The sequence below is a fragment of the Pseudomonas sp. IT-P4 genome, from assembly GCF_949767755.1.
In the GTDB taxonomy this organism is placed as follows: domain Bacteria; phylum Pseudomonadota; class Gammaproteobacteria; order Pseudomonadales; family Pseudomonadaceae; genus Aquipseudomonas; species Aquipseudomonas monachiensis.
Genome location: NZ_CATKPX010000015.1, coordinates 55,642 through 79,154 on the forward strand (window position 1 = coordinate 55,642; position 23,513 = coordinate 79,154).

The 23,513-nt window shown below is 61.8% G+C and carries 17 protein-coding genes and 2 riboswitches; of the genes, 7 read left to right on the top strand and 10 right to left on the bottom strand.

Annotation, left to right across the window (positions count from 1 at the left end):
- Nucleotides 1-148 precede the first annotated feature (148 nt).
- Together ACM6IT_RS01885 and nfuA are read left to right on the top strand one after the other, a co-directional pair.
- Nucleotides 149-2,458, top strand: coding sequence for a fatty acid cis/trans isomerase (locus tag ACM6IT_RS01885; RefSeq protein ID WP_414917368.1), 2,310 nt, complete (start codon nt 149-151; stop codon nt 2,456-2,458).
- Between the two features lie 189 nt (nt 2,459-2,647).
- Nucleotides 2,648-3,232 carry a Fe-S biogenesis protein NfuA gene (gene nfuA, locus ACM6IT_RS01890; RefSeq protein ID WP_007912592.1) on the top strand — a complete coding sequence of 195 codons (585 nt, stop codon included), beginning with the start codon at nt 2,648-2,650 and terminating at the stop codon, nt 3,230-3,232.
- Nucleotides 3,233-3,333: 101 nt separating this feature from the next.
- Here the strand turns inward: nfuA and cobM are convergent, their stop codons facing one another.
- The 4 genes from cobM to ACM6IT_RS01910 all read right to left on the bottom strand — a co-directional run bounded on the left by cobM (nt 3,334) and on the right by ACM6IT_RS01910 (nt 5,486).
- Nucleotides 3,334-4,080 carry a precorrin-4 C(11)-methyltransferase gene (cobM, locus tag ACM6IT_RS01895; RefSeq protein WP_056724408.1) on the bottom strand — a complete coding sequence of 249 codons (747 nt, stop codon included), beginning with the start codon at nt 4,078-4,080 and terminating at the stop codon, nt 3,334-3,336.
- 85 nt (nt 4,081-4,165) lie between these two features.
- Nucleotides 4,166-4,579 carry a cobalamin biosynthesis protein gene (locus tag ACM6IT_RS01900; RefSeq protein WP_056724410.1) on the bottom strand — a complete coding sequence of 138 codons (414 nt, stop codon included), beginning with the start codon at nt 4,577-4,579 and terminating at the stop codon, nt 4,166-4,168.
- Complete coding sequence (locus ACM6IT_RS01905) at nt 4,576-5,283, bottom strand: CbtA family protein (protein WP_409078974.1); 708 nt, start codon at nt 5,281-5,283, stop codon at nt 4,576-4,578. Before ACM6IT_RS01905 ends, ACM6IT_RS01900 begins: the two co-directional genes overlap by 4 nt.
- An 11-nt stretch (nt 5,284-5,294) precedes the next feature.
- Nucleotides 5,295-5,486, bottom strand: coding sequence for a CbtB domain-containing protein (locus ACM6IT_RS01910; protein WP_223542775.1), 192 nt, complete (start codon nt 5,484-5,486; stop codon nt 5,295-5,297).
- 120 nt (nt 5,487-5,606) lie between these two features.
- Nucleotides 5,607-5,833: riboswitch (cobalamin riboswitch) on the bottom strand.
- A gap of 194 nt (nt 5,834-6,027) precedes the next feature.
- Nucleotides 6,028-6,241: riboswitch (cobalamin riboswitch) on the top strand.
- A 102-nt stretch (nt 6,242-6,343) separates the two neighbouring features.
- Between ACM6IT_RS01910 and cobW the strand changes: the two genes are divergently transcribed.
- The 4 genes from cobW to ACM6IT_RS01930 all read left to right on the top strand — a co-directional run bounded on the left by cobW (nt 6,344) and on the right by ACM6IT_RS01930 (nt 13,002).
- Nucleotides 6,344-7,414: a cobalamin biosynthesis protein CobW gene (gene cobW / locus ACM6IT_RS01915; RefSeq protein WP_414914326.1), complete on the top strand. Its 1,071-nt coding sequence runs from the start codon at nt 6,344-6,346 to the stop codon at nt 7,412-7,414.
- A 3-nt stretch (nt 7,415-7,417) separates the two neighbouring features.
- Nucleotides 7,418-11,266, top strand: a complete 3,849-nt coding sequence (gene cobN, locus ACM6IT_RS01920; RefSeq protein WP_414917369.1) for a cobaltochelatase subunit CobN — start codon at nt 7,418-7,420, stop codon at nt 11,264-11,266.
- Between the two features lie 63 nt (nt 11,267-11,329).
- The gene (locus ACM6IT_RS01925) at nt 11,330-12,337 is read left to right on the top strand and encodes an ATP-binding protein (RefSeq protein ID WP_223542773.1); all 1,008 of its coding nucleotides are present in this window, start codon (nt 11,330-11,332) and stop codon (nt 12,335-12,337) included.
- 119 nt (nt 12,338-12,456) lie between these two features.
- Complete coding sequence (locus ACM6IT_RS01930; RefSeq protein WP_317850385.1) at nt 12,457-13,002, top strand: vWA domain-containing protein; 546 nt, start codon at nt 12,457-12,459, stop codon at nt 13,000-13,002.
- Nucleotides 13,003-13,067: 65 nt separating this feature from the next.
- Here the strand turns inward: ACM6IT_RS01930 and ACM6IT_RS01935 are convergent, their stop codons facing one another.
- A complete protein-coding gene (locus ACM6IT_RS01935) occupies nt 13,068-14,291 on the bottom strand; it encodes an NADH:flavin oxidoreductase/NADH oxidase family protein (protein ID WP_414914328.1) in 1,224 nt (407 codons plus the stop codon).
- Between the two features lie 76 nt (nt 14,292-14,367).
- Between ACM6IT_RS01935 and ACM6IT_RS01940 the strand changes: the two genes are divergently transcribed.
- Nucleotides 14,368-14,772 carry a MerR family transcriptional regulator gene (locus tag ACM6IT_RS01940; protein ID WP_414917370.1) on the top strand — a complete coding sequence of 135 codons (405 nt, stop codon included), beginning with the start codon at nt 14,368-14,370 and terminating at the stop codon, nt 14,770-14,772.
- A gap of 49 nt (nt 14,773-14,821) precedes the next feature.
- On the opposite strand, the gene ACM6IT_RS01945 is transcribed toward ACM6IT_RS01940, so the two are convergent.
- Genes ACM6IT_RS01945 through wecB form a run of 5 tightly spaced genes read right to left on the bottom strand, consistent with a single transcriptional unit; the run spans nt 14,822 to nt 23,243 of the window.
- Nucleotides 14,822-15,898: a diguanylate cyclase domain-containing protein gene (locus ACM6IT_RS01945; RefSeq protein WP_414914330.1), complete on the bottom strand. Its 1,077-nt coding sequence runs from the start codon at nt 15,896-15,898 to the stop codon at nt 14,822-14,824.
- Nucleotides 15,882-16,760, bottom strand: coding sequence for a DUF4434 family protein (locus ACM6IT_RS01950; protein WP_414917371.1), 879 nt, complete (start codon nt 16,758-16,760; stop codon nt 15,882-15,884). Before ACM6IT_RS01950 ends, ACM6IT_RS01945 begins: the two co-directional genes overlap by 17 nt.
- A complete protein-coding gene (locus tag ACM6IT_RS01955; protein ID WP_414917372.1) occupies nt 16,760-19,924 on the bottom strand; it encodes an NfrA family protein in 3,165 nt (1,054 codons plus the stop codon). Before ACM6IT_RS01955 ends, ACM6IT_RS01950 begins: the two co-directional genes overlap by 1 nt.
- Complete coding sequence (gene nrfB, locus ACM6IT_RS01960) at nt 19,921-22,095, bottom strand: cyclic di-3',5'-guanylate-activated glycosyltransferase NrfB (RefSeq protein WP_223542766.1); 2,175 nt, start codon at nt 22,093-22,095, stop codon at nt 19,921-19,923. Before nrfB ends, ACM6IT_RS01955 begins: the two co-directional genes overlap by 4 nt.
- Entirely contained in the window at nt 22,092-23,243 is a 1,152-nt protein-coding gene (gene wecB / locus ACM6IT_RS01965) for a non-hydrolyzing UDP-N-acetylglucosamine 2-epimerase (protein WP_414917373.1), read from the bottom strand. Before wecB ends, nrfB begins: the two co-directional genes overlap by 4 nt.
- Nucleotides 23,244-23,513: the final 270 nt, after the last annotated feature.

The window sequence follows — 23,513 nt, forward strand, 5'->3', positions numbered from 1 at the left end:
CTCGGTAAGGCCATGACGAAGGGCCGGGATGATAGCAAACCTGTGCGCTTTTGGAGCATGACTCGAATTTGCATGAATATCGTTCATGTTGGTAAGGATGACAGACCGGTAGAATCGCGGCGTTTTTTCAGGATTCAGGACCAGGGACATGTCGTATCGCTTCGTCATCGGCACATTGTTGTTGTGTTTAAGCTGGGGCGCTCTGGCGCAAGGCCCGGTGATTCCCACTGCCATTTCACCTGCTATTTCCTATAGCCGCGACATTCAACCGATCTTCACTGAAAAGTGCGTGGCCTGCCACGCCTGCTACGACGCCGCCTGTCAGCTCAACCTGGGCAGCGGTGAGGGCGCGGCACGTGGCGCAACCAAAGTCCCGGTCTACGACGGTGACCGTCGTCAGGCGGTTGCACCGACCCGACTGTTCTATGACGCTTCCGGCAAACAGGCCTGGCAGCAAAAGGGCTTTTATTCGGTACTCGATACCCAGGGCAGCCAGGCTGCACTGATGGCGCGGATGCTGGAGCTTGGCCACAAGACTCCGTTGCAACCCAACGCGAAGTTGCCGGAAGACATCGTCCTGGGCCTGAATCGGGAAAACATGTGTGCCATGCCCGGGGAGTTCGACGGCTATGCCGCCAGGCATCCAAAAGAGGGCATGCCGCTGGCAGTGACCGGCCTGACCGACCAGCAGTACCAGACGCTGCAACGCTGGCTGGCGGCAGGCGCGCCGATCGATCAGATGGCGCTGGCGCCCAGCGCCAGGGAAGCCTTGCAGGTGGTGCAATGGGAAAACCTGCTCAATGCGCCGGGCGCCCGGGAAAGCCTGGTGGGGCGCTGGCTGTTCGAGCACTGGTTCCTCGCCCATCTCTACTTCAAGGACGGCGAGCCTGGGCATTTCTTCCAGTGGGTGCGTTCGCGCACCCCGACCGGCCAGCCGATTGACCTGATCAACACCCGTCGCCCGAACGATGATCCGGGCACGCAGTTCTACTATCGCTTGTGGCCGGTGCAGGGCGTGATCGTGCACAAGACCCACATCACCTATGCGCTGAGTCCGGCGAAACTGGCGCGGGTCAAGAGCCTGTTCTACAGCGGCAACTGGCAGGTCGACGCATTGCCGGGCTATGGACCGCAGAGCCGGGCCAACCCGTTTGCCACCTTCGAAGCGATTCCGGCCCAGGCGCGCTATCAGTTCATGCTCGATAACGCCGAGTATTTCGTGCGCACCTTTATCCGTGGGCCAGTGTGTCGCGGTCAGATCGCCACGGACGTGATCCGCGATAATTTCTGGGCGCTGTTCCAGGCGCCCGAGCACGACCTGTATGTCACCGATCCGAACTATCGCGGGCAAGCCACGCCGTTGCTGGCCATGCCGGGGCAGAACGATGATGTCGGCAGCATCCTCAGCCTGTGGCACGACTACCGTGACAAGCGAAATGAATACGAAGCCTTGCGCCGGGACAGCTACGCCGATGAGCCCGCGCCAAGCTGGTCGACCCTCTGGGCCGGCAATGACAATGCGTTGCTGAGTATCTTCCGCCATTTCGACAGTGCTTCGGTGACCAAGGGCCTGATCGGCGAGGTGCCGCAAACCGTATGGCTGTTCGACTATCCGCTGCTGGAACGCACCTACTATCAATTGGCGGTGAACTTCGATGTGTTCGGCAACCTGTCCCACCAGGCCCAGACGCGCTTGTATTTCGACCTGATCCGCAACGGCGCCGAGCAGAATTTCCTGCGCCTGATGCCCGCCGACTCCCGGGATGACTACCTGGACGACTGGTATCAAAACAGTGGCAAATTCAAGATGTGGCTCGACTACGAGACCATCGATGACGACAAGCCGACCGCGCTGAAGCTGAACCCGGCTGATCCCAAGCGTGACTTTGCCAATCAGCTGCTGGCCCGATACGGCGACCTTAACGCCAGGCCTGACCCGATCAATCGCTGCGACGGCGCCTATTGTTCACGGCCGAACATCGACCCGGACCTGCAAAGTGCCGAGCAGGCGCTCAGTCGCCTGACTTCGCGTCCGGCTGCGGGGCTGAAGGTCATCGACCTGTTGCCGGAAGCCACTATGCTGCGTATCGAAACCAGCAGCGGCAAGCGTGAGGTCTACAGCCTGCTACGTAACCGTGCCCACAGCAACGTGGCGTTTTTGCTCGGTGAATCACTGCGTTACCAACCGGGGCTCGACACCCTGACGATTTTCCCGGGTGTGCTCAGCAGCTACCCGAACTTCATGTTCAACATCCCGGCCGGGCAAGTGCCGGCGTTTGTGGATGCGATGGAAAGCGCCAAGGACACCGACAGCTTCGAGAAAATCGTCGAACGTTGGGGAGTACGTCGCAGTCATCCGCAATTCTGGTTCTATTTCCATGATCTGAGCCGCTACATCCAGGAAAACGATCCGGTGGAAGAGGGCGTGCTGGACATGAACCGCTACGAGAACCTCTGAACCACTGGGCCCTCCTGTAGGAGCTGCCGCAGGCTGCGATCTTTTGATCTAAAAAACAAATCAAGAGATCGCAGCTTGCGGCAGCTCCTACAGGGAGAGATCATCGGGATCTTTTCCCGACAAAAATACTAGGACTTTGTCCGGCGCGTTGATTGGCGTAAACTGCGCCCAAGCCTGCGAGGAGTTTCCATGACCGCTATTACCATCACTGACGCCGCCCACGATTACCTGGCTGATCTGCTCTCCAAGCAGAACACCCCGGGCATCGGCATTCGCGTCTTCATCACCCAGCCTGGCACCCAGTACGCCGAGACCTGCATTGCCTACTGCAAGCCGGGCGAAGAAAAACCCGAAGACACCGCGCTGGGGCTCAAAAGCTTCACCGCGTACATCGACCACTTCAGCGAAGCTTTCCTGGACGATGCCGTTGTCGACTACGCCACCGACCGCATGGGCGGCCAGCTGACCATCAAGGCGCCAAACGCCAAGGTACCGATGGTCAACGCCGACAGCCCGGTCAACGAGCGCATCAACTACTACCTGCAAACCGAGATCAACCCCGGGCTCGCCAGCCACGGCGGTCAGGTCAGCCTGATCGACGTGGTCGAAGACGGCATCGCCGTCCTGCAGTTCGGCGGTGGTTGCCAGGGCTGCGGCCAGGCCGATGTGACGCTGAAGGAAGGCATCGAGCGCACTTTGCTCGAGCGCATCCCTGAGCTCAAGGGTGTTCGCGACGTGACCGACCACACGCAGAAAGAAAACGCCTACTACTAAGTAAGGTGTTCGCTGCGGCATAAAAGATCGCAGCCTTCGGCAGCTCCTACAGGTGTACGCATTCTGTTGTAGGAGCTGCCGAAGGCTGCGATCTTTTGATTTTAAGGGCGGTAGAGATGCGCATGCCCCGCGCGATACAGCGACGACTCGCTGAAGTGGTCACTGCCCAGCACCCGCCCCACCAGAATCAACGCCGTACGGCGAAAGCCCTTGGCTTCAACTTTCCCGGCAATATCCTCAAGCGTGCCCACCACCCAATCCTGATCCGGCCAGCTCGCGCGGTGAACCACTGCAATCGGGCAGTCGGCGCCGTAATGGGGCAGCAGTTCCTCAACGATCTTCGCCAGGTGATTGACCCCCAAGTGAATCGCCATGGTCGCGCCGTGCTGCGCCAGGCTGGAGAATTCCTCTCCGGGAGGCATGGCGGTTTTGTCGGCGTAACGCGTCAGGATCACGCTTTGCGAAATGTCCGGCAGCGTCAGTTCCGCGCCCAAGAGCGCAGCGCAAGCGGCTGTGGCCGTCACACCAGGGACGATTTCGAACGCAATGCCCAGCTCACGCAGATAGCGAATCTGCTCGCCAATGGCGCCATACAGGCTCGGATCGCCGGAGTGCACCCGGGCCACATCCTGGCCCTTGGCGTGGGCGCTCTTGATCAGGTCGATGATCTGTTCCAGGTGCAGTTCGGCGCTGTTGACCACCTGTTCGGCACAGTGACCTTCCAGCACGGCGGCAGGCACCAGGGAGCCGGCATAAATGATCACCGGACAGCTGCGAATCAGCCGCTGGCCCTTGACGGTAATCAGTTCGGGGTCGCCGGGACCTGCGCCAATGAAGTAGACGGTCATCGTCGGTTCCTGTGGGGAAAAAAAGGGGCTGAACAGGGCTTCAGATGAAGAATGTTCATGATCAAAGGCGGAGATTATCGGTTTTTTACGCAGCGCCAGCCAATGCCAGGGTTGCCTGGGCATATTTTTGTCGTGGAATCAGCAGTTTTGCCGGGGCCTGGGCCAACTGTTCCGCCAGCGCCAGGGCGGCGCTTTCCGCCACGCCGTAGCAACCGGTGCGTTCAAAGGCTATTTGCGATTGATGACTGAGTTGCGGTTCATAAGCGGCCAGTTGTTCACTGCTGAAATACATCAGTTCCAGGCCAAGCTGCTGAGCCAGTTCGATCAGCGCAGGTTCGTCGCGCTTCAAATCGATGCTGGCCAGTGCCTTGATTGCATGCAGGGGAATTTGATGCGCGGCCAACGCCTGGTCGAGCAGCGCCCGCAACGTGCTGACAGGGCAGCCTCGCTGGCAGCCCAGGCCGACCACCAGGGTCGGCGCTGTGCTGATATCCGTCATGCGTGGTATTGACCATCGCTTTTGCGACGGAACAACCAGGCGCTGATCAGGCCCAGGGCCAGCCAGAACGCCACGTTGGTCAGTTGCGAAGCGATTTTGAACTGGGTTTCCAGCGCCTCTGGAGCGAGCATCGAATGCACTTGCGGTTGCGGTGCGCCAATCACATGGGGAACGGCGAGGATCGCCGCACCGAGGACTTTCATCAGCCAGTGACGGCTGAACACGATCAGCGCGATACCGACGGCGGTGGAGGCGGCGGTACCGATCCACCACAGTTGCCGTTGTGCCAGGTCGGCCGCGGCAGTGCCTGGCAATTCAGGCGGCAGGCCGAGGGTCGGCGCGAGCACGAAGGTCGCGTAACCGGCCAGGCCCCAGAGCAGGCCCTGCGAGGTTTTGGTCGGCGCACGCAAGGTGTACAGACCGGCCAGCATCAGGGCGAAACCGACGGCCACCACCAGGTTGCCACCGGTGGTCGACAGCACGCGCTGCCAGCCATCTTCCGGCTCCCAGGCTTGTGCATCGTGGGTGTGGGCAGCCATCGCACCGTCGGCGTGTTCATGCACTTCAACAGCGGCCGGTTCGGATTTTTCGTAGGTCTCGGCCTGCAAAATCAGCGGGGCGACCCAGAAGCTTTGCAGCAGCGTCAGCAACAGGGCGGCCAGCAACCCGGTGAAACCTGCGGTTTGCGCAATACGCTTGATCATGTCGACAGCTCTCAATGGCACGGAAACGCGGAGCTGTGGCGGGTATCGTGGGCGGCATTGTGCACCGCTTCGATGTGCGAGAAACCGGCAAAATACACAAGGCACGCGCCCAGGATCGACGCGCAGACGGCAACGGTCAGACGTTGGGTCAGGGTTGAGGTGGTGCTCGCGGCTGTGTGTTCGGCGCTGCTGATGATCGACATGGCGTTTCCCTCTGGTCTGTCAGCGGGGAATAAGAGCGCATGCAAAAACCCGCGCGACCAGGCGCGCAAGGTTTCGAACAGCGCCCGCCCACCGCGGGTTTGTTGGTTCAGTGACCGTACTGGTCACTTTGTGTTGCGGGCCGGTCTCCGGGCTCACGAGGGGCGAAGGCTTGCGCCTGAACCTGAAAACGTCACCTTCCCATGCCGCAGTGGCACAGTGGATCTGACGCTTCGCTCGCTTACCGTTGCGGGGGCAGCACCGGACTGACATGGCTTAAGAGTAAAGCACATGATTCACCGGTTTCCCGTTTCACCCTGTGAAGGGCACCCGTAACAAGGCGTGTAGGAGAGCATGGGCGGGGGTTGGGCGTCAATTGGCAAGGGTTCTCACTTGAGACTGAATGATGCTCGGCTCTTTGTAGGAGCTGCTGAAGGCTCGGGCCGCGTTCGGACGATCTTTTGATCTTGTTTTTAAAAGGGAAATCAAAGGATCGCAGCCTTCGGCAGCTCCTACAGTGATTGACCGGTCTTCCCACCATGCGTAGCCTTGCGCTTTCGAGGTTCTTCGGCATTTGCCGAAGCTAAGAAGGGAACGCGGTCGATGCCGCGGCTGCCCCCGCAACTGTGAACGGTGATGTTCGTTGCCACGCCACTGCAGGCTCAATCCATGAGGCCGGCGGGAAGGCGCAGCGAATGCCAGGCTCAAGGCCGGCACACCGTCAGCCAGGAGACCTGCCTCGTCACAGATTCTCACTTTCAACCGGGCGGGGTGATCCGGTGGCGAACTCTTCAGGCACGCGTGTCCGCGTTGCCGGTCGTCGTCCCGTATGCCCGCCACATTAGCCATAGGGCATCCGATGAAAACACTGGCCAAACTCCCCGTCACCATCGTTACCGGCTTTCTCGGCTCGGGCAAGACCACGCTGCTGCGGCACATGCTCGACAACGCCCAGGGTCGCCGCATCGCAGTGATCGTCAACGAATTTGGCGAGCTGGGCATCGACGGTGAAATCCTCAAGCAGTGCTCCATCGGTTGCACCGAAGAAGAAGCCAACGGCCGTGTCTATGAGCTGGCCAACGGCTGCCTGTGCTGCACCGTCCAGGAAGAATTCTTCCCGGTGATGCGCGAACTGGTGGCCCGTCGTGGCGATCTTGACCACATCCTCATCGAAACGTCCGGTCTGGCCCTGCCCAAGCCGCTGGTGCAAGCCTTCCAGTGGCCGGAAATCCGCAGTGCCTGCACGGTGGATGCGGTGATCACCGTGGTCGACAGCCCGGCCGTGGCCGCCGGCACCTTCGCCGCGTTCCCGGATCAGGTCGACGCCCAGCGCAAGCTCGACCCGAACCTGGACCACGAATCGCCGCTGCACGAACTGTTCGCCGACCAACTGGCCAGCGCTGACCTGGTGATCCTCAACAAAGCCGACCTCATCAATCCGGCGGACCTGGCCCGCGTGCGCCTGGAAGTCGCCGAGGAATTGCCGCCGGCGGTGAAAGTCATCGAAGCCAGCAGTGGTCGCCTGCCGCTGGACGTGCTGATCGGCCTGGGTGCCGGCTCCGAAGAACACATCGACAGCCGTCACAGTCACCACGACCATCATCACGATGGCGACGACGATCATGATGACCACGATCACGACGCCTTCGATTCGATCTCCATCGAACTGCCGCAAGCCGACGAAAGCCTGCTGCTGGACGCGCTGACCCAACTGGTGGTCCAGCACGGCATCCTGCGGGTCAAGGGTTTTGCGGCGATCCCGAACAAGCCGATGCGCCTGCTGATCCAGGGCGTGGGCACGCGTTTCGACAAGCATTTCGACCGCCAGTGGGGCGCTGAAGAAGCACGGGTCACCCGTTTGGTGCTGATCGGCCAGGAACTGGACGCCACTGTACTCGAAGCGCAATTGCGCGCCGCGCTCAGCGTGTAAGCCATGCACCTGCTCAGGACCCAGCCCGGCGGTTTCGTGTCGGATGACAACATTGCCGACCTTGGACAAACCCCCGCCGAACTGGTGGTCCTGTGCAGCGGCGATTCCAGCCTGGCGCTGCTCGCCGAAGCGGCGCAGCAATTGCCCGACGATTACCCGAGCGTACGCTTGGCCAACCCGATGCAGGTGCAGAACCATGCCTCGGTCGATTTGTACGTCGATGAAGTGCTGCGTCACGCCAGGGTGATCCTGATTTCGCTGCACGGCGGCATCGCCTATTGGCGTTACGGCATCGAGCGCCTGGTCGAACTGTCGCAGCGTGGTGTGCAGGTGATTCTGGTGCCGGGTGATGATCGTCCGGACCCGGAGCTCAGTGACCTGAGCACCGTCGGTGCCGAGGATCGCGACCGGCTCTGGCAGTTTCTGCGCCAGGGCGGCATGGGCAACGCCCTGGATTTCTTCCGCTGCCTGGCCAACCGCTGGCTGGCCCGTGATTACACCTGGGGCGAGCCGCAAACCCTGCCGCGCACGGCGATCTACCATCCGCACAAACACCACGCTGCACTGAGCGACTGGCAAGCCGACTGGCACGCCGATCAACCGGTGGCGGCGGTGCTGTTTTACCGATCGCATTTGCAGGCGGCGAACACCGCTTTCATTGATGTTTTTTGCCAGCGCTTGCAGGCGGCGGGGTTGAATCCGTTGCCGATCGCGCTGGCCAGCCTGAAAGAGCCTGGTTGCCTTGGCGTGGTCGAGGACTGGCTGGATGAGGCCAGCGTCTCGGTGATACTGAACACCACGGGTTTCGCCCAGTCCAGCCCCGAAGCACCCCATCTGCGCCCGTTTCGTCGCAATATTGCGGTGATCCAGGCGATTTGCGCCCAGGACAACGAGCCCGGTTGGCGCGCCAGCGAACAGGGACTTGGCCCTCGTGATCTGGCGATGCATATCGCGTTGCCTGAGCTGGATGGACGCATCATCAGCCGCCCGATCAGTTTCAAGGACCTGGCATGGCGCAGTGAGCGCAGCCAGTCGGATGTGGTTTGCTACCGGCCACAACCGGAGCGCATGGATTTCGTGGCCGAACTGGCGCGGCGCTGGGTCGATCTGGGACGGGTACCCAATGCGGAAAAACGCATTGCCTTGATTCTCGCCAATTACCCGACCCGCGATGGTCGCATCGGTAATGGCGTCGGTCTCGACACCCCGGCAGCGGCGCTGAATATCCTGCGGGCGCTGCATGCCGAAGGTTACCCATTGCCGGCCCAATTGCCCGACAGTGGCACCGCGCTGATCCAGCAGTTGCTGGGCGGCGTCAGTAACGATCTCGAGACCCTCGACCTGCGTCCGTGCCAGCAAAGCCTGGCAATGGATGACTATCTGGCGATGTTCAACGCACTGCCCGAAGCCAACCGTGCGGCGGTGCTCGAACGTTGGGGCACGCCGGAAAGCGACCCGATGTGCCGCAGCGGACGGATGATGATCGCCGGCCTGCGTTTTGGCCTGACCTTCATCGGCATTCAGCCGGCCCGGGGTTATCAGGTCGACCCGAGCGCGGTGTATCACGACCCGGACCTGGTGCCGCCCCATGGCTACCTGGCGTTCTACTTCTGGTTGCGCAACACCTATGGCGCCCACGGCGTGATCCACGTCGGCAAGCACGGCAACCTTGAATGGCTGCCGGGCAAGGGCGTTGGGCTGTCGGAACATTGCTGGCCAGATGCGTTGCTCGGGCCGCTGCCGAACATCTATCCGTTCATCGTCAACGACCCGGGCGAGGGCGCCCAAGCCAAGCGGCGCACCCAGGCCGTGATCATCGATCACCTGATGCCACCGCTGACCCGCGCCGAAACCTACGGCCCGCTGCGCAACCTTGAGCTGTTGGCCGACGAGTATTACGAAGCGCAGTTGCTCGATCCGCGTCGTGCCCGAGAGTTGCAGCGCGACATCCTGCAACTGGTGCGCGACACCCACATCGACCGTGAACTGCAACTGGACGAACAACTCGACAGCGATGCCGACGCAGCGATCTGGTTGCCGCGGCTCGACACATACCTGTGCGACTTGAAGGAGTCGCAGATCCGCGACGGCCTGCATGTGTTCGGCGAATCGCCCACCGGGCGTTTGCGTATCGACACCTTGCTGGCGTTGTTGCGCATTCCTCGGGGCGATGGCCGGGGCGCGCAGTCGAGTCTGCTGCGGGCACTGGCCAAGGCATTCGGGCTGGGGTTCGATCCACTGGATTGTGCGCTGGCCGAACCTTGGACAGGGCCGCGCCCCGAGGCTCTTGTGGGCATCAGCGAAGAGACCTGGCGTACGGCGGGCGATACCCGCGAACGCCTGGAGTTGTTCGCCGCACAGTTGATTTCGGACGCTTTGAACAGCCCCTGTGGGAGCGAGCCTGCTCGCGAAGCTCTTGACTATTCATTGTTGATGTCGATTGACCCACCGCCTTCGCGAGCAGGCTCGCTCCCACAAGGGGGCAACTGGATTGAGGTACAAGCCATCATCGATGGTTTGCGTGACGTCATTGCCCCGCGTCTGGACGCCTGCGGTCCGGCGGAAATGCGCGGATTGCTCGATGCCCTGAGCGGTCGCTTCGTCCCGGCCGGTCCCAGCGGCGCGCCGAGCCGTGGCCGCCTGGACGTGCTGCCCACCGGTCGCAACTTCTATTCGGTGGACGTGCGCAACCTGCCGACCACTACGGCGTGGCGTATCGGGTTCCAGTCGGCCAACCTGATCCTCGAACGGCACCTGCAAGACCACGGCGATCATTTGCGCCAGCTCGGTTTGTCGGTGTGGGGCACCGCGACCATGCGCACCGGCGGCGATGACATCGCCCAGGCCATGGCGCTGATGGGTGTGCGCCCGGTCTGGGCCACCGGCAGCCAGCGGGTCGATGATTTCGAGATTCTGCCGTTGAGTTTGCTCGACCGTCCGCGGGTGGACGTGACCTTGCGTGTGTCCGGTTTCTTCCGTGATGCCTTTGCCAATCTGATTCGCTTGTTCGACGCGGCGGTGCAAGCGGTGGCCGACCTCGATGAGCCGGACGACCTGAACCCGTTGGCGGCCAAGGTACGCGCCGAACGCGCAGCCTTGCTGCAGTCAGGGCTCGATGAAGTGGCTGCGCGGCGTCAGGCCGGCTGGCGGATTTTCGGGGCCAAACCCGGTGCCTACGGCGCGGGAGTGCAGGGCGCCATCGACGGTCGCCTGTGGCAGAGCCGCGAGGACCTGGCCGAGGTCTACCTCAACTGGGGCGGCTACGCTTACGGCGGGTCCGACGAAGGCACCGCCGCCCGTGAACAGTTCAGCCAGCGCCTGAGCCAGGTACAGGCGGTGCTGCAAAACCAGGATAACCGCGAGCACGATCTGCTCGACTCCAACGATTACTACCAGTTCCAGGGCGGCATGCTCGCGGCGGTGGAAAGCCTGAAAGGCGAGGCGGCGGCCAGCTATCATGGCGACCACAGCCAGCCGGACCTGCCGAAGATTCGCACCCTGAAGGAAGAGCTGAACCGGGTTATCCGCTCCCGGGCGGCCAATCCGAAGTGGCTCGAGGGCGTCAAGCGTCACGGCTACAAAGGTGCCTTCGAGATGGCCGCGACGGTCGACAACCTGTTCGCCTTCGATGCCACCACGCAGTTGATCGACGATCACCAGTACGCGTTGCTGGCCGATGCCTACTTGCTCGACCCGGACACCCGGGATTTTGTCCGTGAACACAACCCCCATGCCTTGCGCGACATGACCGAGCGCATGCTTGAGGCGCAACAACGGGGGATGTGGAAGGAGCCCGGCGAGTACCGCGAGGCGCTGGAAAATCTGTTGCTGGATATAGAAGAAGACGGCTAATCACCGCAAACCCTGTGGGATTGGGGCGCCAGTGAGATCATCGACCATGACCGAGATAAAACAATGACCGACACCCCGCATTTCCCGCTCTCCGCCGTGGTCGGCGCCGACGATTTGAAGCTGGCCCTGTACCTGACCGCCATCGACCCGAAAATCGGCGGCGTGCTGATCGAAGGCCCGCGGGGCATGGCCAAGTCGACCCTGGCCCGTGGTCTGGCGGACCTGCTGGCCAGCGGTCAGTTCGTCACCTTGCCGCTGGGCGCCACCGAGGAACGCCTGGTCGGCACCCTCGATCTCGACGCGGCGCTGGGCGAAGGTCGCGCACAGTTTTCCCCCGGTGTACTGGCCAAGGCTGACGGTGGCGTGCTCTATGTCGACGAGGTCAACCTGTTGCCCGATCACCTCGTCGACCTGCTGCTCGATGTGGCCGCCAGCGGCACCAATCTGGTGGAGCGTGACGGTATTTCCCATCGGCATTCGGCGAAGTTCGTGCTGATTGGCACCATGAACCCGGAAGAGGGTGAACTGCGTCCGCAATTGCTGGACCGTTTCGGCTTGAATGTCGCCCTTGGTGGCCACACCGCGCCGGTCGAGCGCGGTCAGATCATCCGCCGTCGCCTGGATTTCGACAGCGATCCGCAAGGTTTCTGCGCCGAATGGGAGTCCGCGCAGGCGTCTTTGCGCGAACGTTGCCAGAACGCACGCAACGCGCTGACAAACATTGCCCTCGACGATCAGGCGCTGGCGCACATCACCGAGCGCTGCTTTGCCGCCGGCGTCGATGGTTTGCGCGCCGACCTGGTCTGGCTGCGCGCCGCCCGGGCGCACGCCGCCTGGCGTGGGGCGAACGCCATCGCCGAGGAAGATATCGACGCCGTGGCCGAGTTTGCCTTGCGCCATCGTCGTCGCGAGCATTCACCGCCGGCACCTCAGCCATCCCAGGCTGCGCAACCCTCGGCGCCGCAGAACACCAACCCGAGCGAAGGGCAGGGCCAGTGGGGCGAGTTGCCTGCCCAGGCGCTGGCGGTCGGCGCACGACGTGAAGTGCCGAGCTGGCCAAAAAAGCCCTAGGCATTCGCCTTCGCCGCGACGCGGGGGCGAATGCCAGACCCCGGGCCGGGCGGCTGGACCACGGCAAACAGGGCAAGCGTCATGCAGCCCCCAACGGCTCGGTCAACTGGCCTGGCACATTGCTCAATGGCCGACCGCGTCAGTGCGAAGACCTGTTGTTTCACCTGCGCACTCGCTCGCCCCATGAACTGTGGCTGGTGATCGTTGATGCCTCCGCATCGACCCGCCGTCATCATGCATTGAGCGATGCCAAGGGGTTGCTGGCACAGCTGTTCGACGATGCCTATCGCCAGCGCGCCCGACTGGCTTTGCTCACGGCCAGCGGTGCAGTACCGAAGTGGCAGGTGCAGGGATTGAAGGCCTCGACCGGGTTGCGCCAGTGGCTCGAGGGTCTTGGTGCCGGTGGTGGTACGCCGTTGCTTGCGGCATTGGGCGAAGCCGGTCGATGGCTCGCCGCACGGCAAAAGCGTTTCCCGGCGGAGCAACAGCGGTTGCTGCTGGTGACCGATGGCCGGCTCAAGGACTGGTCGTTGTTGCCCGTGCTGGAGTGCCCGGGGCTGTTGATTGACATCGAGCGCGGGCCGATCCGGCTTGGGCGCAGCAGGGTGTTGGCGGCGCAGTTGCAGGCCGAGTATCGGCACATTGACGAGCTGCTTCCTGGCTGAATTCCGGGTTGCCTGGACTGGCCTCTTCGCGAGCAAGCGGTGGGTCAGTCACCATCCATTTCGGATCACTTACCCATCGCCTGCCGATACTGCCGGGTGCGCTTGCCAATGTATAACTGGTCGAGAATCAACGCCCATAGCGCCGAGACTTCAGGTCGGGTTTTGCGCCCACGGCTCAAGCGATGCAGCTGGAACTTGACCACCGCCATGCTCGCCAGCGCCACCAGGGGCTTGCGCTTCCAGCGGATTGGCGGCAGTTGCGGATGGCTGTCCTGGCCTTCGCGCCAGTGCTTGACCAAGTGCGGCTCAACGGCCAGCGCGGTGCCGATGCCGGCCATGGCAAGGCCGCTGTCGAGCACGTGTTCGACGATCGCCAAACGGCGGATCCCGCCAGTCACCATCACGGGCATGCGCGCCACGCTGGCCAGTTCACCGGCCATTTCCAGAAAGTACGCCTCCCGTGCCAGGGTCCGGCCGTCGCGCGCTTCGCCTTGCATGGCCGGTGCCTCGTAACTGCCGCCGGAGAGTTCCAGCAGGTCGATCGCTTGTTCGTTCAGCCACTGGATCACTTGCCGCGCATCCTCGGCATCGAAACCTCCGCGCTGGAAATCCGCCGAGTTGAGCTTTACCGACACACAAAATTGCGGCGACACCGCCTGGCGAACTGCCTCGACAACGGACAACAGCAGGCGCGCACGGTTTTCCAGGGAGCCACCCCACTGATCGGTGCGCCGATTGGTGAGCGGCGAAAGGAACTGGCTGAGCAGGTAGCCGTGGGCGGCGTGGATCTGCACACCGGTAAAACCGGCTTTCTCGGCCAGTGCGGCGCTGCTGGCGAAGCGTCGGATCACCTCCTGGATGTCGTCCTCGGTCATGGGCTTGGGTTCGGCGAACATCTTCGAGAATTGGCCCAGATCCAGCGCAACCGCCGACGGTGCCAGGGCTTGCTGGCCGAGGTTGGCCATGGTCTGGCGGCCAGGGTGGTTAAGCTGCACCCAGAAGTGCGCACCGCCGGCCCGGCCGACGCTAGCCCACTGGCGGAAGCGCTCCAGGTGGCGCTCGTCTTCCAGTGCTACACCACCGGGGCCGGTCATGGCGCGGCGGTCGATCATCACATTACCGGTCAGCAACAAGCCGGCCTCGCCCTCGGCCCAGGCCTGATACAGGCGAAACAGCGCTTCATCGGGCACTTGCTCGGTATTGGCGAGGTTCTCTTCCATCGCGGCTTTGGCAATGCGATTGCCGATGGTCTGGCCGTTGGGCAAATTCAACGCTTGAAAGGGCGACATGCTTGACTCCTCGTAGTGATGAGCAGAGGCTAAGCTTAAAGTTAACTTTAATGTCAAGCAGGTAAACGAGGCCGCAATGAAGATTGGTGAATTGGCGCGGTTGAGCGGGTTGACCGCATCGCGAATTCGTTTTTACGAGTCTCAGGGGTTGATCCGCCAGGTCGAGCGCTCATCCAACGGTTATCGACGTTACTCGCAAGAGGCGCTGCAAACCCTGCAAATCATCCAGTGCGCGCAGCAAGCGGGTTTCAGCCTGGAAGAACTCAGACAATTACTGCCGGATAATGTGACGGGCGCGTTCAAGCATGATGAGTTGATGGCCGGCCTGCACCGCAAGATCGAGCAGATCGAAGAGATGCAACGGCACCTGGCCCATAGCAAGGCGCAGTTGCTGGGCTGGATCGACACCATCCAGGCCCGGCCCGAAGGCATGAGCTGCGATGAAAATGCCGAGCGGGTGATGACGTCATTCAAGCACTAGCCCGGTCGGGACCAGGGAGCAAGCCTGCTCGCGAATCGGATGGATCAGTTCATTGATGAAACGTATACCGATCTTTCCCGGTATGTTTTGACTCATACAAGGCCGCATCGGCCTTGATCAGCGCCTGGTTCAGTGTGTCCCCGTCGAGTACCCGGGCCAGGCCGATGCTGATGGTCACCGGGTGTCGAGTGGGTTGCTCGCGCACCACCCGACACAGTTCACCGGCCAGAGTCTCGACGTCTTCGCGGCGAACCCCGGCCAGGTAAATCGCGAACTCCTCGCCACCCAATCGCGCATATTCGTAGTGGGTCATCACCGACTTGATGTCCTGCGCAATGCGCTTGAGCACCTCATCGCCAATGTCGTGGCCGTAGACGTCGTTAACCTTCTTGAAGTTGTCGATGTCGATCATCGCCAGGTAGTGGTCGGTTTCCCGCGGCACGTTGTTCAATTGCAGGTTGGCGCGTGTCATGAACGAACGGCGATTGGGGATTTCGGTGAGCGTGTCGATGTAGGCCTGGTCCAGCAGCAGCTTGGACATTATGAAGTTGTAGAGCTTGGCCTTGCGCAGTGTCAGGAAGCTGTAGATGGTCAGGCCGCCGATAAATGTCGTGTAACTGAGGGCCATCACGCCCCCCAGTTCAAACTGTTCGATACCGGTGTGGTAGAAGGGGTTGAGAAACCACCAGGTCACCCATTGCGCGGCAAAGAATGACCAGCGGCTCAGCGGCAACACCGAAGCTGTGAACAGAGTGGTCGAGGCCGCCAGCAACAGCCAGGCCGGTTGGTGGTCGTTGCCCAGGCCTTCGATGAGCAGCCGCGTGCCGAAGGCAATGGTGAGCACAAACAGCAGGTTGAGTTTCTGGAAGTGCCGGGCGTCGCGGATGAACAGCAGAGTGATGAGGAGAATCGCGAAGACACCGAAAAACACCAGCGAACGCCAGGTGAATGGCTGCCCGCCGATGAAACTCAGGATCAGGTCGTAAGCAATCCAGACCACGATACTGGCGATGTAGATCAGCACGCAAAAGGTGTGCAGCCGTTCGAATTCATGCTGGAGAAACTCGGCCCTGAGCTCAGTCGGCGCCGATTTTTTCAGCACTTCTTCTTCAATGGTTTTGTACATCGCCGACCTTGCCGTTGTGCTGGTTGTCGAGAATCACCTTGCCCCAGGGGCGGTAGCGCAGGGAGAAAACCGATGTCGGGTGGCAACCCGGCGAAGAGGTTTGCGGGGCCATCGCTTCGGCACGGAAGGGTTGCCCGGCAGCGCTGATTTGCCGGAAGGCTTCCCTGACAATGCCGATGGAGCAGGGCAGTGCATTGGCGTAGCCATTGCGAATCAAGGGTGGCAAGCGTCCAGTGCCGGCACCGTCCTGCCACCACACCTGGATTCCGGCGTTCGCCAATTCTCCTAGCCATTGGCCATTTACTTGCGGCGCGAGTTTGCCGACGTTGAACACACTGATGTGCAATGGCGCATCGAGCTTGGCGGAAAAGTCCTTGAGCTGGCGTTGCAACCTTTGCCGGCGATCCAGTGCTAGAAAGTGCAGGTCATCCAGTTCCATGGGCAGATACCAGCCGCTGACCGGGAGTTTCCAGTCCTTGCGCAGCTTCTGCTGCCGGGCCAGCGACTGCCCCAGTTGCGTCTGCCAGTACGTTGCCAGCCCGGCACTGTCCAGCTCATTGATGCGTTGGTAATAGGCCGGGTCCATGTACAGGCCCAGCACCAGTTTCAGGCCCTGGGCCTGGGCCTGCTTCAGGCTGCCGGCGAGCCAGCCATCGGCGCCGCCGAAGTCCGAATCGCCGTAGGCCGTCCACTGCACGATCACCGTGTGCACACCCTCGCGGGCGCTGTCCTGCCAGATCCGCTGCCATTGCGCCTGGCTCAGGTTGGCATCGACATTGAGCGGTTGATAGAAAATCCGCTCGTCGGCATGGGTCGCCGTGGTGCCCAGCAGCAGGCACAAAGTCAAAAGAAGTCGCTTCATCAGAAATTCAACTCCACGCCCAGCAGCACGCCGTTACCGCCGTCATACAGATTGCCGCCCAACGCTTGTTGATACTCGGTGCGTACTGTCAGGTGCGCGCGATAGGCGTTGTATATGTCATCGTCGAACCACCATTGCCAACGCAGGCCCAGACCGGTGCGCAGGTCCTGGCGCCAGTCGTTGCTCGGGTCCTGGCTGGCGAATTCGAGGAAACCGTACGGCATGATCGTTTGTGCGCCGTTGAACGGCAGTTTCCAGGTGTGACCTTGCTGGAAGCGCGACAGCCATTGATGGTCGCCGGCCTTGGTCCACCACGCCGCGTCGAGGTAGAGGAAGCGCTCCTCCCAATCGCTTTCATCGACCCGCCAATCGTTGCGGAATCGACCCTGATCAAGGAACGACGCCGTTGTCCGCAGCAGGTAGTCGGTGGTGGTGTGGCCATCATCGCGGTGATCCTCGGCCTGATCGGATACCTTGTCGGGGACCAGCATCTGGCCGAGGCTCAGGCCATGGTTGTCCTGGTCATCGAACTGGCTTTGTTTGTAGATCTCGCCATAGAAGTTGATGTTGGCGGTGCCCCAGGGCTTGTAGCGCAGGCCGACGCCGGTGCCCAGGGATTCGGCATAGCTCGAGCGGCCCACGCCGCCAAGCAACACGCGGCCATAGACCGACAGCGTGCTGCCGGCGCGGCTGGGTTCATCGCCCAATGCGTGGTCCCACATGGCCAGTTGGACGTTCTGCGAACTGGAGCGTCGCTGCGTGCCGGTGCTCTGGTCAGGGCGCACGAAGTCGTTGGTCGATATCCCGGCCGGCGACCAGGTACTGGCGATGGTGACTGAGTCGCGACGGGACAGGCTTTCGTGAGCACGACGCTGGCGATAGCGCCGCGCTTCCATGCTGCCATCCTCGTCATCGGCGGCCACCGGGTTCTGCTCCAGGTCGATCACGCGTTCCAGTTCCTTGCGCGCCGAGGCGCTGTCTTCGACCTCGTCATAACGCCAGGCCAGTGTTTCGCCGAGGCGATAGTCTTCCGGGAAGTCCTGGGTGGCGCGTTGCAGGTACGGGATGGAACTGGCGCGTGCTGCCTTGGTCTCGGCACCGGCCAGGCGTACGCCGTAGTCGGCACGATAACGGGGGTTGTTCGGCTCGCGGCGCACCGCTTCGGCAAGCCATTCGGTACTTTGCTGCAGGTCGCCGGCCTTTTGCGCCGTGACCGAAGCCGCGTAGTAATGCTCGGCATCCGGTACCAGCTGCAGGGCGGAACGCTGGCGTTGCAGCGCGAGCGCGTGATCGCCCCGGGCATCGGCAATCGCCGCGCCCAACGTCCACTCATTGGCGCCACGGGTACGGCTTAGTTGCCAGTAGCGTTCGGCCGTTTGCGTGTCGCCGATATTCAGGGCGCCGCGGCTGGCAGTGAGGCGGGCATTGTCGCTGAGTTCGGCGTCCGGAATGCTGCGCCAGATGGCCAGGGCACCGGCCGAGTCTCCGGACGCTTCCAGGGCGTAGGCGAGTGGCAGGCGAGTGTTCGGGTCACCCATTTTTTCGGCGGTCTGGTAGTACACCACCGCTTCGCCGGGGCGCTCGGGCATTGCACAGCGGCCGAGGGCGCGGTAGTCGCCTGCGACTTGCGGGTGATCGCCAATCGCCTGTTGAACCGCGCCACACTGGCCGTTTTCCGCCAGTTGCGCCAGCAGCTGCCCGCGAGTGGCGGGGTCGACGCGGTTGAGCAACGAAACGATGCGTTGCTGTTGTGCCGCGGTTGGTGTCGATGCGGCATACAACCCCGCCAATCGTTGCAGCAGGGGCGTCGGCAGCTTGCCGCCGTGGCGGTCGAAGGCGCTTTCGAGCAACTGTTGCGCATGTTCCCGCTGGCCGGCTTTGAGCGCCAGGTAGGTCGCCTGATTCAGCGAGTTGAGGTTGCCGGTCTGCTGGTAGTGCCGCTCCCAGAATGCCGCCGCTTCGGTATCGTGATCCGATGCCTGGAGCAGTTCAGCGCGACGCTTGACCACGTCGGCGGTCTGCGGCTGGCTGGCGAGGTAGGCCATGACTTTGTCGTTGCGGCCTTCATCCCGCCAGACGTCGAGCAGCTGTTCGCGGCGTTGCGTGTCCCAGGGTTCCGGCAGACGGGTCGCTTGCAGCAGGTCGGTGGCTTGCAGGCGCTGGGCGAGGACCAGCCATGCTTGCGGATTTTCATCAGGCTGGCAACTTTTCAACTGGGTCAGCGCCGCTTGCGGATCACGACGTGACAGCCAGTCGGCGGTCTCCAGGCACGGCCGCTGCAACTCACCACTCAAGCGTTGTACCGTGGCGCTGTCGCCGGTTTGCCGCGCCAGTTCCCACAGGCGCTGGCGTTGCGCCGGATCGGCAAGATCGGCGGGCGGCAGCGATTGCATCCAGCGCTGCGCCTGCTGGACCTGGCCCATGGCAATCGCCCGGTCGACCATGGCCAGTCGGGTCTTGCGCGCGGCTTCCGCGCTTGGCGCCGTTTGCAGCAGTTGCTGCAAGGGTTGCTCGTCGAGGCGTTGCACGTAGGCGTTGGCCAGGCGTTGCCAGCTTTGGGCATCGAGTTGTTGTTTCGCGGCCAGGGGCGCCAGCTCCTTGATGGTGCTATCCCAATCGTGCAACTGCTCGGACCAGTTGGCCCGGGCCTGTTGCAGCGCTTGCTCATCACCCTTGGCTGGCAGTTGGGCCAGCCAGTCATGGGCCGAGGCCACGCTACCGCGCTTGGCCAGGCTCGCACTGTAGGCCTGCCACAGGCGCACGCGATGCTCGATATTGCTGGAGGCGATCCATTGCTCCACCTGTTTTCTGTCTGGCGGATCCTGTTCGATCCAGGCCAGGCGCAGGTTGAGCAGGGCTTCGCTGTTGGCCGGGGTATCCTGCAGCGCTTGCACGGCGTCTTCGTAGCGTTGCTGCTTGACCAGCGATTGCACCAGCAGCGCCCGTGCTTCATCGTTTCCTGGTACTTGACCCAGCAGGTGACGCATCAGCCGTTCGACTTCCTTCCAGTTGCCGTTTTTCGCTTCGCGGTAACTGCGGTCCATATAGGGGTAACTGCGGAACTGATCGAAATCGGTCAGGGGTTCGGCTTGCACCCACGCCGGCGTGGTCAGGCAGAGCAACAGGCTACCGGCCATCAGGGTCTGGCGATGGACAGGCTTCATGCGGCCTCCCGGGCAATGCAGTAGGCAGCGTGCTGCTCACTCGCCTGATCGACCAAGGCCTGTTCGAGAATTTCCTGTGTGATCATGCCGCGTTCAATCAAGTGTTCACCTAGAGACATTTTTTCCGCATCGAAATCGATCAGTGCCTGATTGAACAGGGTTGGCGGCACCATGCCGCGTACTTGCAACAGATTGCCCAGCAACACCTGGTGATGGCTGACGCGCTCGATCAGGTCTTCGTCGTCCTGATTTTTTTCCAGCACCTCAAGCATCTGATGTACTTCTTCGCTTTGACGAGGGCTGGCGTACCAATAGCGGATCCCCAGTGTCACCCGGCCTTGCGGTGCAAGGCGGCAACGCACCTTGCGTTTCAGTTGACGGCTGATGGCTCCCAGGGACACCTGGCTCACCGGACCTTCGGAGGCCAGTACCAGGGTTTCGTTTTCCTCGCCGACCGGCAGCACGCCGTAGTGTGTGGCGATTTTGCGCGGCACCGCGTCGATCAGGCGTTTGTCGAGCTTGAACGGATTGAGTGGCGCCCATTCCAGGTCCAGTTGCTCGGCCAGGGCCTGCACCAGTTGCGTGGTGTCGATGTGCCCGCGCAGCAGCAACTCCTGACCCAGGCGTCGGCGCACCGGGTTGGTGATCGCGGCTTCGAGTTGATCTTCAGAAAGCAGGCCTTTTTCCACCAGTCGATGTCCCAGCGGGGTGCGCTGGGCCTCGGCCAGGGCCGGAAACTCATGGGTGGTCTTGTCCCAGGCGACGCGCCGTGAATCGCCCATTTCCATCACCTGGCGCAACGCCCGAAGGTTGGCGAAGAAATTGACGAAATTGCTCCACACCATCCGGGGGGCCGACAGCAGTCCTTCGCCCAGTCCGTAAAAACGGGTGACAAACCAACCGCGCTGGAATAGCCGATTGAGCAGCATGAAACCATTGAGCCAGAGCAGGCCCGCCAACAACGTGCTGTCAGAGAGGATCGAGGGGAACCGCCAGGCGTTCGGTGCGATTACTGTGACCAGCCACATCGCCAGCAACACCACCAGCAGTATGTTCACCAGGAAGCTCAACAGGTACGCAATCAGGCCACGGCGGTCGCGCCACAGAAAATAATTGAGCAGGCCTTTGCTGCTCCAGCCCAGATTCTTGGTGCCCTGGAACACAATGCCGACGATCCAGCGCGACTTCTGCCGGATCGCGTACTGCAAGTCCCGGGGAAAGTGCTCGCGCACGCAGATCACCTGGGAAAAGGCGCGATCCATGCCGAACACCCAGGGTTGTTCCAGTGCCAGTTTCGGATCGGTTACCGAATAGCGGGCAAAGATGCACTTCATGCCTTTTTGCTTGAGGCGGAAACCGATGTCGTAGTCTTCGGTCAGGCTCTGCACGTCGAAAGCGATACCGTCACCGTCCTCGAGCAGGGCACTGATGGCCTTACGGCTGAAGCAGGTGCCGACCCCGGCGCTGGGCACTTGCCCGGTCAGTGCTTCACGCACGATGACGTCCTTGCCATGGTTTTCGGCGAACTCGTCGACGTAGTGCCCGGCGGTGAAGCCATTCCATTGCGGCGCGTAGGGATAGACCGGAATCTGGATCAGGTCCTTGGCCGGCAGCAGGTAGTTGAACAGGCGCAACTCCATCGGCGAAATCACGTCCTCGGCATCGTGCAGGATGAAGCCGGCGAACTGGATCTTTGCGTCGTTTTCAAAGCGCAGGATGGCGTCGATCACGTTGTTCAGGCAGTCGGCCTTGCTGGTCGGGCCGGGGCGTGCGCACACCACTTTGTGCACATTGGGATAATGCCGGCACACTGCATCGACGTCGGCCTGGGTCTCGGCGTCGTTGGGGTAGGTGCCGACGAAAATCTGATAGTTCTCGTAGTCGATGGTCGAGGCGGCCAGGCGCGCCATTTCACCGACCACACCGACTTCGTTCCACGCCGGCACCATGATCGCCAGGGGTTTTTCGCCGATGGAGTACAGCCGTTGCTCATCGGCGCGGTCGAATTTTTCATAGATCCGCCAGCGCCGGATCAGTTTGCGGGTCCAGTACACCAGGTCGATGAACAGGTCATCGAGCCCGAGCAGGAACATCAGCAGGGCTAGCGTAATCGCGAGGTATTTGAGTCCGAACAACACATAGGCAAAGAGGTCGACAAACACCAGGCTCATACGGCTTTACCCGCTGTACGGTGTTTGAGCCATACGCCGAGTCGATTGGCGATGCGTTCACTGGCGTGCCCGTCGCCATAAGGGCTGTGGACCCGGCTCATGCGCTCGAAAGTGCCCTCATCATCGAACAGCAGGCTCGACTCATTGACGATGCGGTCGGTATCGGTGCCCACCAGCACCACCGTTCCGCCTTCGAGCGCCGTTGGCCGCTCCGTGACATCGCGCAGCACCAACAACGGCTTGCCAATGGCCGGGGCTTCCTCCTGGATGCCACCGGAGTCGGTGAGAATGAAATAAGCGCGGTCCATCAGCCAGACGAAGTGCTGGTAATCCTGCGGCGCCACCAGATAGATATTGGGTTTGTCCGAGAGGACGCTGTAGACCGCCTTTTGCACCTGCGGATTGAGGTGCACCGGGTAGACGAATTGCACGTCGGGATAACGTTCGGCGAGGATGGCCAGGGCCTGGCAGATGTTGCGAAAACCGCCGCCGAAGTTCTCCCGGCGATGCCCGGTGATCAGCACCATGCGCCGGTTGTCGTCGAGCACGGCCAGCGGCGAATCGGCGGCCGGGTGCCAGTGGACTTCCTGTTGGTGTTTGCGCATCCATACCAGCGCGTCGATCACCGTGTTACCGGTGACTTCGATGTTGGCCTTGGATACACCTTCGCGCAGCAGGTTGTCCTGGTTGATGAGGGTCGGTGCGAAATGCAGGTCGGCGATGACGCCGGTCAGGTGTCGGTTGGCTTCTTCCGGCCAGGGTGCGCGCAAGTTGCCGGTACGCAACCCCGCCTCGACGTGGCCGATGGGTATCTGGCGATTGAAGGCGGCGAGGGCGGCAATGAAGCTGGTGGTGGTATCGCCGTGCACCAGCACGATATCCGGATGCACCCGCTCGTAGGCTTTGTCGAGATGCCCCAGCAATTGTTCGGAGAGACCGTTGAGGGTCTGGCCCTGGGTCATCACCTGCAAGTCCTCATCAACCGTCAGTTCGAACGAGTCGAGGACCTGCTTGAGCATTTCCCGGTGCTGGCCCGTGGAGCAGATGTTCAGGGTGATACCCGGCCAATTGCGCAGAACCCGTGCCAATGGGGCCATCTTGATGGCCTCCGGACGCGTACCGAAAACCATCATGACTTTAAAAGACATCAACCCTCCTGGGACCGCGCACGCCGATTACGTCGCGGCTGCTAAAACCGGTTATTTCCTGAACATAGAATAAAGCAGCCGGATGGGCGGTTGTCCAATGAAGCTGCTCTGAGTCGCGGGTTTTGCTTCGAATGGGTTCATGAGCAGCCAATTGAGAACCTGATACCCATTGCTCTGATTGAAAACAAATTCCAATCTCCCTCACATTCCCTCCACATCCTGTGGCAAACTTTCTGCTCTCTATTCCGTTGTTGTACACCTAGTTCCGGT